Below are 12,725 nucleotides of genomic sequence, written 5' to 3'. Positions count from 1 at the left end.
CCAACATGACCGCTATCTCTCCCACCGCTTCCCATGCCGCCGTCCGCGATGCCTCCATTGCCGTTGCCGAGGTCCGGGCGAGGGCCCGGCTGCGCCGCCGCCATGCTTTGGTCATCGGCCTGCGCCTGGCTATCCTCGTTGCGTTCCTTGGCCTGTGGGAACTCGGCGCCGACTATAACATCATCGACCCGTTCTTCTTCGCCAGCCCCTCGGGCATCTGGGAACAGATCTGGTCCTGGATCACCGAGGGCACCTCGCAGGGACCGCTCTGGCTGCAGATCTATGTGACGCTGGAGGAAACCTTCCTCGGCTTCGCCATCGGCGCACTGGGCGGCATCGCCGCCGGCATCATTCTCGGCCGCAACCGGCTGCTGGCCGATGTCTTTTCGATCTACATCAAGATCGCCAATTCCGTGCCGCGCGTCGTGCTCGGCTCTGTCTTCATCATCGCGCTCGGCCTCGGCATGGCCTCGAAAGTGGCGCTCGCCGTGGTGATGGTGTTCTTCGTCGTTTTCGCCAACGCCTTCCAGGGGGTTCGCGAGGCCGACAGGGCGATGATCGCCAACGCCCAGATCCTCGGTGCCTCGCCGTTCCAGATCACCCGCACCGTCATTATCCCGTCGGCGATGAGCTGGATCCTGGCCAGCCTGCATGTCAGCTTCGGCTTTGCCTTGGTCGGCGCCGTGGTCGGCGAATTCCTCGGCGCCAAGCAAGGCATGGGCCTGCTGATCTCGACCGCGCAGGGCGCCTTCAACGCCAATGGCGTCTTCGCCGCCATGATCATCCTGGCGGTTATGGCGCTGGTGGTGGAATTCATCATCACCCGCTTCGAGAACTATGTCGTCAAGTGGCGGCCGGCGCCGTTCAACGAGCAGGGCACCTGATTTTGTTCCGAGGACAGTACGAGCCCGCGCTTGGTGCGGGTCGGTTCAGGCCAGGGGCAACCTGACCTCGACCACCAGACCGCCGGCCGCGCCATCCCCGAGGGTGACGCGGCCGCCGGCATTCTCGACAACCTCGCGCACGATGGCGAGGCCCAGGCCGCTGCCTTCCTCGGTCGAACCGGCGATGCGATAAAAGCGCTCGAACACGTGATCCCGCTCTTCGGCCGGGATGCCGGGTCCGTCATCGGCTACCGTCAACACGGCTTCGCTATCGATGGCGGCCAGCTTCACCGTCACGCTGGCGCCTGCCGTCGAGTAACGCAGCGCGTTGTCGACAAGATTTACGATCATCTCGCGCAGCATGGTGCCGTCGCCAATGACTGCAACCGGCCCTGTTTCCTCCAGCCCGAGATCGATCTTGCGGGCGATCGCCGCGGGCGCCTGCGTTTCCAGTACATGGCGGGCGGCTTCTGTCAGGTCGATGCGATCGGCGCGTGGCCGCCGGCTGCCAGGCTCGGCACGCGACAGGGTGAGCAATTGTTCGGCCAGCCGCGCCAGCTTGCCGGAGCTGGCCTGCAGCGCCACCAGCGCTTCCTGGCGCGCATCGGTGGCGGTTTCGCGTAGCGCATAGCTTGCCTGCGTCGATAGCAGCGCCAGCGGCGTGCGCAATTGATGTGCGGCATTGGCGATGAAACGGCGCTGCGCTCCCATCTGCGCGCGCACCCGTTCCATGTAGGCGTTGAGCGCCTCTATCAGAGGCCGGATTTCGCTCTGCGCGCCCGGCACGTCAACCGGATCGAGGTCGCTTCGGCTTGGCGAACGCACCGCGTCGCGCAGGCTCATCAATGGCGCCAGGCCGCGGCGCAGGCCAAGCAGCACGAACACGCCGGCGATCGCCACCAGCGCCAGTTGCTGGACGAAGGCGCTGAACCACAGCCGCTTCACCATCGCATCATGCCCGGAGAGCGTTATGCCCACGGTGACCGTTATGGGGGAATCGCCGCCGGCGCCGATCACCGCGTGGCTGAGCGTCAAGAGCCGCAACATATGGTCGCGATAGCTCGCCTCGGTGCTCGCATGCCGCGGCGCTTGCGGCAAATCGGGGTAACCGGTCAGCAACCGTCCTCCGGCGGTCTCGACGCGATAGTAGACGCTGTCGCGATCGCCGGTATCGAACATCTCGATCGCCGCCGGCGGGATGGTGGCATCGAGTACGCCATCGGCCATGGCGACCTGCTCGGCGATGGCGCGGGCCGAGCCGACCAGCATGCGGTCGGTGACCAGATCGGCGGTCGCCAGAGCGTTGCGCTGGCTGGTCCACAGATTGATGGTCGCAAGCCCGGCCAGGGGGAGCACGACCCAGGCCAGCAATTGCAGACGCAGGCTGTTAGTCTTCATAGCGCCAAATCATCATGGCGCCAGATCCTCATGGCACAAGAGATAGCCGAGGCCACGCAAAGTGGTGATCTGGACCCGCGACCCCTCGAGCTTCTTGCGCACACGGTGCACATAGATCTCGATGGCGCTTGGATCGGCGTCGGTCTCGAAATCGTAGATCGCCGCCGACAGGGCGGCCTTGCTTACCGTGCGTCCCGCCTTGATCATCAATTGTTCAAGCACGGCATGTTCGCGTGGTGTCAGGGCCAGTGTTTCACCGCCGAGCGAAAACAGCCTGGTGTTGGTGTCGAAGATGAGGTCGCCGCAGGCAACGACCGGTGCCGTCCGGTCATTGGCGCGGCGCAGTTGGACGCGGATGCGCGCTTCGAGCTCCTCTACCTGGAAGGGCTTCGCCAGATAATCGTCGGCGCCTTCGTTGAGGCCTTTGACCCGGCCATCGAGGCTGGCATTGGCGGTCAGTACGATCACCGGCACCCGGTTGCCGCGGGCTCGCAGCATGCGCAGCACTTCCAGTCCGCCCATGCGGGGCAACGCAAGGTCGAGAATGACAAGCGCGTGGTCGCCGGCGGCAAGCGCGTGCTCGACATCCTCGCCGTCACGGACGATGTCAACGACATAATTCGCCTGGCGCAAGGTCTTGCCTAGCCAGTCCGCCAGTTCGCGATTGTCCTCCACAAGCAGCAATCGCATGTCTATTGCCGTTCCAGCATCCACTTCGGTCTCAACGGCCACCAAGGCTCGATCGACGATCCCATTCGGCAATCGGAACCCGGATGATCGATAGTATCGATCGCAACGCAAGGCAAATGCGGCTTGGCTGCGGCCGGCGATGGTTTTTCGCGGGCTAGATGCCTCGTTTGAAACATAAATCGAACCGAACGGTTCGGTTCTGGTTGACGGATTGTATCGTAAACAGTGAACAATAGGCGTGAGTCGGTTGGTGTTTGCGTCTGCGGGAGAAACGCTAATCTCCTGAAAACGTTTGAGAATTCAGGCTGAAAATGCTGCAATGCAATATGCATTGTCCATAATATGATGAAATACTGCAAAACCGACGCGACTGGTAATTCCAAAAGGCCTTCCCCATCTGGAGGTGGTCCGAGCGACGCGAAATCCTCCCAAGGGGCACGCCACTAGACGGACAGAACAAAGAAATTCTGGAGTAAATAAAATGACCAAGATCGCTCTTACCGCCGCCGCCATCCTCGTTGCCACGGGCACTGCTTTTGCCGGCAGCGACAATTATGGCTCGGCCAACGCCAACCAGCCTGCCGCCACTGTCGACCATTCGGTCACTGCTTCGACCTCGAAGTCGACGGCCGCGTCGGTCCAGGCTCCGCAGGGCGCTGACCGCAACCTCTTCGGCCGCTAATCGCGACTGCCGATCCGTCCAACTTTGAATTCAGGAGTACTTGAAATGACCAAGATCGCACTCACCGCCGCTGCCATCCTCGTTGCCACTGGCACCGCTTTTGCCGGCAGCGACAACTACGGTTCCGACAACGCCAACCAGCCGGTTGCCAGCCAGTCGACCTCCAACGTCGACACCTTCCACACCGGTTCGATCCTGAAGGCGGACAAGGCGCAGGCCGATGCCAATGCCAACGTTCCGGCTCAGTCGGGCCAGGGCATCTGGGGCCGCTAATCCCTTCTAGCATCGCGTGACTACAAAGAGCGGTGGGCCTGGCCCGCCGCTCTTGTTTTGTGACAAATGGAATCAGGCGAGCCAGTCGGGTTCAGTCGTGCCGGATAGCCATCGAACAAGTGCCGGCCAGCGCGCCGATCACGGATCGAACCAATCGGTTCAATTAATGTTGACGCTCCGTGAACGCCCGGCGAACGCCCCCTCGGCGAAACAAAGCGTGATACTCCGTGAGTTGCGCAACAAGAGACTGATAGCGTTGATAAAAAACACTTCTGCCGAATCCGTGCCCCAGCCTCGATGTCCGAAATCGGGCCGTGAAGGAACATCTTCGTGATTGGAAGCCGACGAACGAAAAACCCACTTTCAGCTGGTCCGAGCGACGCGAAATTCCTCCCAAAGGCACGCCACTTGACGGACAGACCAGACCTATCGGAGTAAAGAAATGAACAGGATCGCACTTACCGCCGCCGCCATTCTCGTTGCCACGGGCGGCGCCTTCGCCGGCAGCGACAATTATGGCTCTGACAATGTCAATCAGCCGGCGGTCACCGCGCCCGCGGGTAAAATCGACCACAGCTATACGGCTTCGATCCGCAAACCGGTCGAACACCGCGGTTTCAAGCTGACGCCCGATTCCAATCAGCCTGATCCCGGCCAGGGCAACTGGGGCAACTGATCCACGCCGGCCTCGCCTGGCTTGACGACAAAGAGCGGTGGGCCTGGCCCGCCGCTCTTGTTTTGAGGTTCAGACCGAAGGCCGCCGATCTTACCAGTCGGCAGAAACATCTCACGTCCAGGAATAAAACCAGGCTGCTTCTGGTCTTCTCCTCAGCGGAACCGTCCTCCCAAGACGCCGCCCAACGGATGAACCAGGAGATTGAAATGAACAGACTTGCTCTCGCTACCGCCGCTATCCTTCTCGCAGCCGGGGGTGCATTCGCCGGCAGCGACCACTATGGCTCCGACAATGCCAACCAGCCGGTCGCCCCGGTCGCCGGCGTGGATCACGCCGCCACGGGCGCCGTCAACGACACGGATATGATCAAACACAAGACCGCCGACACCAAGATGAAGCCAGCCACCGACTGGCCCGAGCCTGGCCAGGGCATCTGGGGTAACTGATGTCGCGGCTGCGGCGGGTCTGATCTGCCGCACCCGCGGACATTAGACTTCTAGCTCAGATCCTTCGGCCGCAGGCAATGTGTCAGCCTGGCGGCCGACACCCCGGACCAATCGTCTTCAAGGACGAAGCGCGCGAGGGCTGCTGTCGGAAACTTTTCCTCGAGCCTCTTGCGCGCCTTCGCCTCCGATCCCGGTCCGGCAAGCTGTTTTGCCAGCTCCTCAAGGCCCGGATTGTGGCCGAGAACCAGCAGGCAGCTGGTCGAAGGGTCCGCTTTGCGTAGCTGACCCAGAATATCCGCCGCTGCGGCATCGTAGAGCGCCTCGGCAAACGCGACCCGGGGATGCACTGGCAGTTCCGCCGCCACCAGCCGCCAGGTATCGCGGGTGCGCAGCGCCGGCGACACCAGCGCCTGATCCGGCAGCCAGTTGCGCGCTCCAAGCTCGCGGCCGATCAGCCGGGCCGCCTTCAACCCACGTTCCGCCAGCGGTCGGTCGAAATCGTCGAGGTCAGGGTCGTCCCAACTCGATTTGGCATGACGCAGCAGGAGCAGCTGTTTCATCGCTGCGCTCTCGCTCAGGGCGTGATCCGCGCCAGGTGCTCGAGGTCGGCTTCCTCGCGCAGCGGATCGGGCGCCATCACCACCGAGGTGCCGTTGTCGGCATCGTCGGCGAAGTGGGCAAGAACCGTATGCCCGGCCTCCATGCGTGCCTTGCCTTCGGCGACCAGTCCAAGCGCCAGCGGGTAGAGCCGGTGCTCTGCCTTGAGCACGCGCGCGGCCAGCGTATCGGCATTGTCGCCGACCATCACCGGCACGGCCGCTTGCGCGATGATCGGGCCATCATCCATCTCGGACGTGACGAAATGCACCGTGCAGCCATGGATGCGGATGCCGGCGGCCAACGCGCGCGCATGGGTGTCGAGCCCCTTGAAGGCCGGCAGCAGGGCAGGGTGGATGTTGATCATGCGGCCCTGCCATTTCTGGACAAAGCCGGGGGTCAGGAGGCGCATATAGCCGGCCAGCGCCACGATGTCGGCGTTGAAGGCCGCAAGTGCCGCGTCGATCGCCGCGTCATGCGCCTGCTTGCTGCCATGGTCGGCGCGGGAAATGACCTGGGTGGCGATGCCGCGTGCCCTGGCGATGCCGAGGCCGGCGGCGTCCGCCTTGTCGGAAATGACGCCGGCAATCTCGGCCGGGAAGGCCGGATCGCTGGCCGCCGCGATCAGCGCGGTCATGTTGGAGCCGCGCCCCGAAATCAGGACAACGGTGCGTTTTCTCCGCGTGCTCATAGGCCGATCGAGCCCCGATAGATGACGCCGGCGTCGCGGCGCGGCACGATGCGGCCGATCGGCGTCACCGTCTCGCCGGCTTCCTGCAGCACGGCAGCGACCTGCGCCGCCTGACCGGAAGCGACAGCCAAAATCATGCCGATGCCGCAATTGAAGGTGCGCATCATCTCCTCCGGCGCCACGCCGCCTGTCTTGGCCAGCCAGGAAAACACCGGCGGCACGTCGATGGCATTGAGGTCAAGTTCGGCGGAAAAGTCCTTGGGCAGCACGCGCGGAATGTTTTCCGGAAAACCGCCGCCGGTGATGTGCGCCAGCGCCTTGATGCCATGCGTGTTGCGGATCGCCTTGAGGATCGACTTGACGTAGATGCGGGTGGGTTCGAGCAGTGCCTCGGCAAGCGTCGCCTCGTCGTTGAACGGTGCTGGATCGTTCCACGCCAGACCGCTGGCGGCGACGATGCGGCGCACCAGCGAGAAACCATTCGAATGCAGGCCAGAAGAGGCCAGCCCGAGCAGCACGTCGCCCTCGACGATGTCGTCGGTGGGCAGGAGCTGGCCGCGTTCGGCCGCACCCACGGCAAAGCCAGCAAGGTCATAGTCCTTGCCGTGATACATGCCCGGCATTTCCGCCGTCTCGCCGCCGATCAGCGCGCAGCCGGCCTGACGGCAGCCCTGCGCGATGCCGCCGACGATCGCGGCACCCTGATCGGGATCGAGTTTGCCGGTGGCGAAATAGTCGAGGAAGAACAGCGGTTCGGCGCCCTGCACGACGATGTCGTTGACGCACATGGCGACAAGGTCGATGCCGATCGTGTCGTGTTTTCCCGCCTCGATGGCGATCTTGAGCTTGGTGCCGACGCCGTCATTGGCTGCTACCAGCACCGGATCGGTGAAACCGGCCGCTTTCAGATCGAACAGGCCGCCGAAGCCGCCGATCTCGCCATCGGCGCCCGGCCTGCGCGTCGCGCGCACCAGCGGCTTGATCTTCTCGACCATGAGGTTGCCGGCATCGATATCGACGCCCGCCTGCGCATAGGTGAGCCCGTTTCCGCGCTTGGCCGTTTTGTTCTGGCCCGTTTTATGCTGGCCGGTTTCGCGCTTGCTCATCGCAATGTTCCTGCTCGTTTGCGGGCTCTTCGCATGAACGGTTTCGGTCCGCAAGGATAACGGCCGAACCGGGCTTCGTTTGGCCGACAAAAGCGTGGATAGCCGGGGGCATCGCACTCAGTGCTTGCGGCTGGCCCAGCCGGCTCTCCCTTGCCTCGGCCCTCCATCTCCCTCATCTATCTCAACGCATAATACGGCGGGACAATGCGTTGACCATCCCCAACCTGATCACCATGCTGCGCGTTGTCCTGGTGCCTGCCGTGGTGTTGGCCATGCTGCAGGCGCGTTGGGACTGGGCCTTTGCCGGCTTCGTCGTTGCCGGCATTTCCGACGGCGTCGACGGCTTCATCGCCCGCCGCTTCAACCAGCAGTCCAGGTTCGGCGCCTATCTCGATCCGATCGCCGACAAGCTGCTGCTGGTTTCGGTGTTCGTCGTCATGGGCATCATCGGGCAGTTGCCGCTGTGGCTGGTCGTCACCATGGTGTCGCGTGACGCCTTGATCGTCTGCGCGGTCCTGTTGTCCACGGCGATGGCCCATCCGGTCGAGATCAAACCGTTCCTGGTCCTCGAAGGCGAATACCGCCGTCCAGATCGTGCTGGCGGCGGTTGTGCTGGGCGAACTCGCCTTTGCCGTGCACCTCGACCCTCTGCGGCCAGGCCTCATATTGCTGTCCGGGGTCTTGACCGTGGCTTCGGCCGCGGCCTATCTCGTGGCTTGGCTGAGGCATATGAGCGGCTATGGCGAAGGCGGTAAATCAGGCTGACAAGCCCATCGACGGCAAGCCTGCCCGCAAGCCGGCCGCCCGCAAGGCGGCGGCGCTGGGCAAGACCGACGACGGCCAGATGGTTGTCGTCGTGCCGGAAGGCGAGACGGCGGCAGAGGCCGAGGCCTCGTCCACGTTCCGCCGCCAGATATTCTTCTGGCTGGCGGGGGCCGCGATCCTGGCGCTCTTCCTTTATGTGTTCAGCGACATCCTGCTGCCCTTCGTCGCCGGCATGGTGCTTGCCTATTTCCTCGATCCGGTCGCCGACCGTCTGCAGCGGCTCGGCCTCAGCCGCTTCATGGCGACGGTGGTCATCCTCATCACATTCCTGATCGTGCTGGTGCTGGCCTTCGTCATCCTCATTCCGGTGCTGGCGACACAGATGGCCGATTTCGCCGGCAAGCTGCCGGAGTACCTGACCCGGCTGCAGAGCCTGATCACCTCCTTTGATCCGAAGTGGCTGGAACAGAAATTCGGCGTCAACGCCAATGGCTTGCGCGATGGGCTGAACTCGCTGCTGACCTCCGGTTTCGGCCTGCTCACGACGGTTTTCACTTCGATCTGGAGTTCGGGCGTGGCGCTGGTCTCGGTGGTCAGCCTGTTCGTGGTGACGCCGGTCGTGGCCTTCTACATGCTGCTCGACTGGGACCGCATGGTGGCGGTCATCGACAGCTGGGTGCCGCGCGACAACGTCGCCACGGTCCGCGCCATCGCGCGCGACGTCAACACCGCCACCGCTGGCTTCGTGCGCGGCCAGGGTACGCTCTGCCTGGTGCTGGGCGCCATGTACGCCACCGGCCTTACGCTGACCGGGCTGAACTTCGCCATCCTCATCGGCCTGTTCGCCGGGCTGATCTCCTTCATCCCCTATGTCGGCTCATTGACCGGGCTGGTGCTGGCCGTCGGCGTCGCCTTCGTTCAGTTCTGGCCGGACTGGACGATGATCGTCGCGGTTGCGGTGGTCTTCTTCATCGGCCAGTTCATCGAAGGCAACATCCTGCAGCCCAGGCTGGTCGGCAAAAGCGTCGGCCTGCATCCTGTATGGCTGATGTTCGCGCTGTTCGCCTTCGGCGCTCTGTTCGGCTTCGTCGGCCTTTTGATTGCCGTGCCGGCTTCGGCGGCGGTTGCGGTGCTGGTGCGATTTGCCATCGCCCGTTATCTCGAATCGCCGCTCTACAAAGGCCATGCGACAGAACCCGCGCCGGCATTGCCAGCCGATCGCGGCGGCGGCCACCGCTCGCAACCGCGTCGCTGAAGTGACCGCGCAGCGAACCGACCCGCCACGCCAGTTGCCGCTCGATCTCGGCCATGGCACCGGTTACTCGCGTGACGAGCTGGTCGTCTCCGGTACCAACAACCAGGCGGCCGCACTGGTCGACCGCTGGCCGGATTGGCCAGCACCGGTGGTCGTGCTGGCGGGCCCAGCCGGCTCCGGCAAGACGCATCTGGCCTCGATCTGGGGTGCGCGCGCCAAGGCGGTGACTGTCGACGCCAGGCGCATTGGCGACAGCATCGCAAATCTTGGTGCCCGCCCGGCCCTGATCGATGATGTCGACGCACGCGCGGTCGACGAACTGGGCCTGTTCCATCTCATCAATGCGGTGCGTGGCGCCGGCTCGACGCTGCTTTTGACCGCACGCCGCTTTCCCTCGGCCTGGGGTGCATCGCTGCCCGATCTTGCATCGCGGCTCAAGGCTGCGGCGACCGTCGAGATCCATGAGCCCGATGATCTCCTGCTCGCCGGTGTCATCACCAAGCTGTTCGCCGACCGCCAGGTCGAGGTCGAGCCGCATGTCGTGCAGTATTTGGTGCGGCGCATCGAGCGTTCTCTGGCAACCGCGATGCGTGTGGTGGAGCGCCTGGATCGTACCGCCCTGGAGCGCAAGATGCCGATTACAAGGACGCTGGCCGCCGAAACCATCAATGCCATGGACGAAGGGCAGGGCGAGTTCGAGATTTGATGACTTCAGGCTTCCACCTGTCCTCGTCTCGACTGAGTCCCATTTTGGGAAACAAGACTGGCACTTATCTTGCTGCGTGAGCTTGCCGGCTAACCCCGGTCCTGATTGCGTTCCAAATCAGGTTGTAGGCTCGCCGGGACTGAGGCGGTTGGGGTTCTCGCCCGGCGAGCTTGCGTTCAAAATGCATCGAGCCGGTGCCGCCGCAGCGGACATCCACCCCAACGACACGGACCACCCCCGCATTGTCGAAACTCTTGAAATAGACCACTCGATGGTCTATTTCTCGATTAAAAGATTTGGACCGGAGAATGGTCCATGCGGAGTATTCGATGCAGGTATCCGTTACCGACGCCAAGGGACAGCTGACCGAGCTGGTGCGCCGCGCTGAGGCGGGCGACGAGGTCATTCTGACCCGTCACGGCCATGCGGCCGTGCGGCTGGTTCCCATCAAGGCAATGCCCGGCAAGGAAGGTCGCCGGACGCTCATGGAAGCGGCGCGTGCGGCAGGGGCGGCCAAGATGAAGGCCGGACCATCCGCTGCCCGCAGCCAGGACTTCCTTTATGGCGATGACGGCATGCCATGATCGCGGTCGATACGTCGGCGCTTATGGCGATCGTCCTGAATGAACTTCAGGCCGACGCCTGCATGGCCGCGCTCGCAGCCGAGAACGACCTCCTGATCTCCGCCGGCACCGTTGCCGAGGCGCTGATCGTCGCGGCCCATCGTGGCGTCGCCGCCGAGCTGTCCAGCCTGATTGACGGGCTTGGTTTCGAGGTGGTGGTGGTAACGCCGGCCTCGGCCCGGCGTATCGCCGAAGCCTATGCGCGATGGGGCAAGGGCAGCCATCCGGCCGCGCTCAATTTCGGCGATTGTTTCTCCTACGAGGTGGCGAAGGAGCACTCTTGCCGGCTGTTATATGTCGGAGCCGATTTTTCGAAAACCGATATAGAGGGTGTGCTCTCAACGTAGCACTGCCGGCCGGTGAGCTTGCGACCAATCACAGCCACATTCTGACGAAATGCCGGACCAACAGATAGACGGCCGAGTGCGCGGCGATATAGCAGGCCGCGACCAGCACAAAAATCCCGATGCTGGCTGCCCACGAACGGGAGGCGACGATGCCAGGTGCGAGCCTGCCGTGCCTGCGGCTCTCGCGATTGTTCCACGTCGCCAAGGCGGCACAGGCGATCGCCCATGCCACCATGAACGGAACCGTCACGCCCGCATAGGCGAAATAGGCCGGCCCGAACAGCGACATCCAAGTATCGATCCCAAGCACCGCCAACCCCCGTTTGCCGCAGCTTAAGCCAGCAATGCCGATGGAAGCGAGCATGAAATAATGACACGCGGATAAGGGCCAAAACCCCTTCGGTGCCATCGGTGTCGCATTTTAAATGAGAAATGGTCGGAGTGGAGAGATTCGAACTCCCGACCCTCTGGTCCCAAACCAGATGCGCTACCAGCCTGCGCTACACTCCGAACGGTCTGTTGCCTATTCATTTCGGTGGTAAATGGCAAGTGCAAAAACCTTGCCGCCGCTGCCAATGCGCAGTAATGACGGGCGAAGAGGCGGCGATGCCGCCTTGCCAACAAAGAGGTGGCCATGTCCGCGCGCATTTTCAGCCCAGCCAAAACCGCGATGCAGTCCGGCAAGGCCAAGACCGGCCATTGGGTGCTGGAATTCGACCCCGAGATGCGCAAGAAGATCGATCCCTTGATGGGCTACACCACGTCGGGTGACATGAGAAGCCAGATCCGGCTCACCTTCGACACGCGCGAAGAAGCGGTCGCCTACGCCGAAAAGGAAGGGCTCGCCTTCCGTGTCGAGGAACCGAAAGAGACCAAGCGCCGCCAGATTTCCTATGCGGAGAATTTCCGCTATGACCGCAGGACGCCCTGGACGCATTGAAAGGCGGCAGGCCCAAGCATCCAGCCGGCCGTTGGCCGGCCGACGGTCCCGTAGCTCAGCTGGATAGAGCACCGGCCTTCTAAGCCGATGGTCACAGGTTCGAATCCTGTCGGGATCGCCAATAATTTCAATGGCTTATGTTGCATGACCTCACGCGGTCGCGCGATCCTACCCCTGCCTGCCAGTGCTGCCACGCCGCTTACCGGAAGCCGGAACAGAGTTCGGCCCGCACAGGGCTCTGGAATTATTTCGTGATCCGGCCCTGTTGGAACCTTGGCCAAGACTACGCGTTCGGGGCCTTGTATTCGTGGAGCCTCATAAAAGGCACTATGCGGGCAAGCGAACGGGTGGGCAAAACAAGCGCGGGTTGGGGGAGGAGAAACAAGGCTATGTCGAAACGTGAAATTGGAACGTCCCCTGCCTTGGGGCGGCGTATCGCCGATCTCAGGGCCCGAATGCAAGACGCCGAAATTTCCGGCCATGAAATGAAAACCTTTCACAAGGTGGCCGCCATCATGGGATCTGGCGACGGTTCCTTGCAACTGGATGCCGACGACCTGATCGCGGCATCCTTCGTCGCCGAAGCGGTTGGGCCGGCGCCCAGCCGCTGACTTCGGAATTTCCCTTGTCCGAAATCCGGTGAGCA

General features: G+C 63.1%; 17 protein-coding genes, 2 tRNA genes and 1 pseudogene. 13 read left to right on the top strand and 7 right to left on the bottom strand.

Translation table 11 applies throughout. The features are described from left to right. The first annotated feature begins 5 nt into the window (after positions 1-5). Complete coding sequence (locus tag LB524_RS09475) at positions 6-884, top strand: ABC transporter permease (protein ID WP_224525561.1); 879 nt, start codon at positions 6-8, stop codon at positions 882-884. A 45-nt stretch (positions 885-929) separates the two neighbouring features. On the opposite strand, the gene LB524_RS09470 is transcribed toward LB524_RS09475, so the two are convergent. Together LB524_RS09470 and LB524_RS09465 are read right to left on the bottom strand one after the other, a co-directional pair. Next, a complete protein-coding gene (locus tag LB524_RS09470) occupies positions 930-2,282 on the bottom strand; it encodes a sensor histidine kinase (RefSeq protein WP_224525557.1) in 1,353 nt (450 codons plus the stop codon). A 12-nt stretch (positions 2,283-2,294) separates the two neighbouring features. Continuing rightward, the gene (locus LB524_RS09465; RefSeq protein ID WP_224525555.1) at positions 2,295-2,972 is read right to left on the bottom strand and encodes a response regulator; all 678 of its coding nucleotides are present in this window, start codon (positions 2,970-2,972) and stop codon (positions 2,295-2,297) included. A 481-nt stretch (positions 2,973-3,453) separates the two neighbouring features. Between LB524_RS09465 and LB524_RS09460 the strand changes: the two genes are divergently transcribed. The 4 genes from LB524_RS09460 (at position 3,454) to LB524_RS09445 (ending at position 5,049) form a co-directional block, all read left to right on the top strand. Next, positions 3,454-3,654 (top strand): DUF680 domain-containing protein, encoded by a 201-nt coding sequence (locus LB524_RS09460; RefSeq protein WP_015318441.1) that lies wholly within the window; start codon positions 3,454-3,456, stop codon positions 3,652-3,654. 45 nt (positions 3,655-3,699) lie between these two features. Beyond that, positions 3,700-3,927, top strand: coding sequence for a DUF680 domain-containing protein (locus LB524_RS09455; RefSeq protein WP_015318440.1), 228 nt, complete (start codon positions 3,700-3,702; stop codon positions 3,925-3,927). 442 nt (positions 3,928-4,369) lie between these two features. Then, positions 4,370-4,603 carry a DUF680 domain-containing protein gene (locus LB524_RS09450; protein ID WP_015318439.1) on the top strand — a complete coding sequence of 78 codons (234 nt, stop codon included), beginning with the start codon at positions 4,370-4,372 and terminating at the stop codon, positions 4,601-4,603. A gap of 206 nt (positions 4,604-4,809) precedes the next feature. Further along, positions 4,810-5,049, top strand: coding sequence for a DUF680 domain-containing protein (locus LB524_RS09445; protein WP_224525552.1), 240 nt, complete (start codon positions 4,810-4,812; stop codon positions 5,047-5,049). 50 nt (positions 5,050-5,099) lie between these two features. Here LB524_RS09445 and LB524_RS09440 read toward each other — a convergent pair whose 3' ends face one another. The 3 genes from LB524_RS09440 to purM are packed head-to-tail and all read right to left on the bottom strand — an operon-like array spanning position 5,100 to position 7,443. Beyond that, positions 5,100-5,609 (bottom strand): SixA phosphatase family protein, encoded by a 510-nt coding sequence (locus LB524_RS09440; protein WP_015318437.1) that lies wholly within the window; start codon positions 5,607-5,609, stop codon positions 5,100-5,102. A 14-nt stretch (positions 5,610-5,623) separates the two neighbouring features. After that, positions 5,624-6,337 carry a phosphoribosylglycinamide formyltransferase gene (gene purN, locus LB524_RS09435; RefSeq protein WP_224525549.1) on the bottom strand — a complete coding sequence of 238 codons (714 nt, stop codon included), beginning with the start codon at positions 6,335-6,337 and terminating at the stop codon, positions 5,624-5,626. After that, positions 6,334-7,443 carry a phosphoribosylformylglycinamidine cyclo-ligase gene (purM, locus tag LB524_RS09430; RefSeq protein WP_140617178.1) on the bottom strand — a complete coding sequence of 370 codons (1,110 nt, stop codon included), beginning with the start codon at positions 7,441-7,443 and terminating at the stop codon, positions 6,334-6,336. Before purM ends, purN begins: the two co-directional genes overlap by 4 nt. 209 nt (positions 7,444-7,652) lie before the next feature. Here purM and LB524_RS09425 point away from each other — a divergent pair. The 5 genes and pseudogenes from LB524_RS09425 to LB524_RS09405 all read left to right on the top strand — a co-directional run bounded on the left by LB524_RS09425 (position 7,653) and on the right by LB524_RS09405 (position 11,139). Further along, positions 7,653-8,208, top strand: a pseudogene (locus tag LB524_RS09425) (CDP-alcohol phosphatidyltransferase family protein). Next, the gene (locus tag LB524_RS09420; protein WP_015318433.1) at positions 8,183-9,463 is read left to right on the top strand and encodes an AI-2E family transporter; all 1,281 of its coding nucleotides are present in this window, start codon (positions 8,183-8,185) and stop codon (positions 9,461-9,463) included. The pseudogene LB524_RS09425 and the gene LB524_RS09420 overlap by 26 nt, the downstream one beginning before the upstream one ends. Before the next feature lies 1 nt (position 9,464). Further along, complete coding sequence (hdaA, locus tag LB524_RS09415) at positions 9,465-10,169, top strand: DnaA regulatory inactivator HdaA (RefSeq protein WP_224525546.1); 705 nt, start codon at positions 9,465-9,467, stop codon at positions 10,167-10,169. 329 nt (positions 10,170-10,498) lie between these two features. Further along, complete coding sequence (locus tag LB524_RS09410; protein ID WP_224525542.1) at positions 10,499-10,753, top strand: type II toxin-antitoxin system Phd/YefM family antitoxin; 255 nt, start codon at positions 10,499-10,501, stop codon at positions 10,751-10,753. Beyond that, complete coding sequence (locus LB524_RS09405) at positions 10,750-11,139, top strand: type II toxin-antitoxin system VapC family toxin (protein WP_224525539.1); 390 nt, start codon at positions 10,750-10,752, stop codon at positions 11,137-11,139. Before LB524_RS09410 ends, LB524_RS09405 begins: the two co-directional genes overlap by 4 nt. A 28-nt stretch (positions 11,140-11,167) precedes the next feature. Here the strand turns inward: LB524_RS09405 and LB524_RS09400 are convergent, their stop codons facing one another. Beyond that, positions 11,168-11,548 (bottom strand): hypothetical protein, encoded by a 381-nt coding sequence (locus LB524_RS09400; protein ID WP_224525536.1) that lies wholly within the window; start codon positions 11,546-11,548, stop codon positions 11,168-11,170. Positions 11,549-11,572: 24 nt separating this feature from the next. Then, positions 11,573-11,649, bottom strand: a tRNA-Pro gene (locus LB524_RS09395). A 124-nt stretch (positions 11,650-11,773) separates the two neighbouring features. On the opposite strand from LB524_RS09395, the gene LB524_RS09390 reads away from it, so the two are divergent. The 3 genes from LB524_RS09390 (at position 11,774) to LB524_RS09380 (ending at position 12,690) form a co-directional block, all read left to right on the top strand. Then, positions 11,774-12,079: an ETC complex I subunit gene (locus LB524_RS09390; RefSeq protein WP_015318428.1), complete on the top strand. Its 306-nt coding sequence runs from the start codon at positions 11,774-11,776 to the stop codon at positions 12,077-12,079. A 44-nt stretch (positions 12,080-12,123) separates the two neighbouring features. Further along, positions 12,124-12,200: transfer RNA gene (locus LB524_RS09385), tRNA-Arg, on the top strand. 268 nt (positions 12,201-12,468) lie between these two features. Continuing rightward, complete coding sequence (locus tag LB524_RS09380) at positions 12,469-12,690, top strand: hypothetical protein (protein WP_015318427.1); 222 nt, start codon at positions 12,469-12,471, stop codon at positions 12,688-12,690. The last annotated feature ends 35 nt before the right edge of the window (positions 12,691-12,725 follow it).

Origin of the sequence: Mesorhizobium sp. ESP6-5 (assembly GCF_020164695.1) — a bacterium.
Lineage (GTDB): Bacteria > Pseudomonadota > Alphaproteobacteria > Rhizobiales > Rhizobiaceae > Mesorhizobium > Mesorhizobium australicum.
The sequence above is the reverse complement of the archived record's forward strand: the minus strand, read 5'-3'. Positions and strand labels throughout refer to the sequence as shown.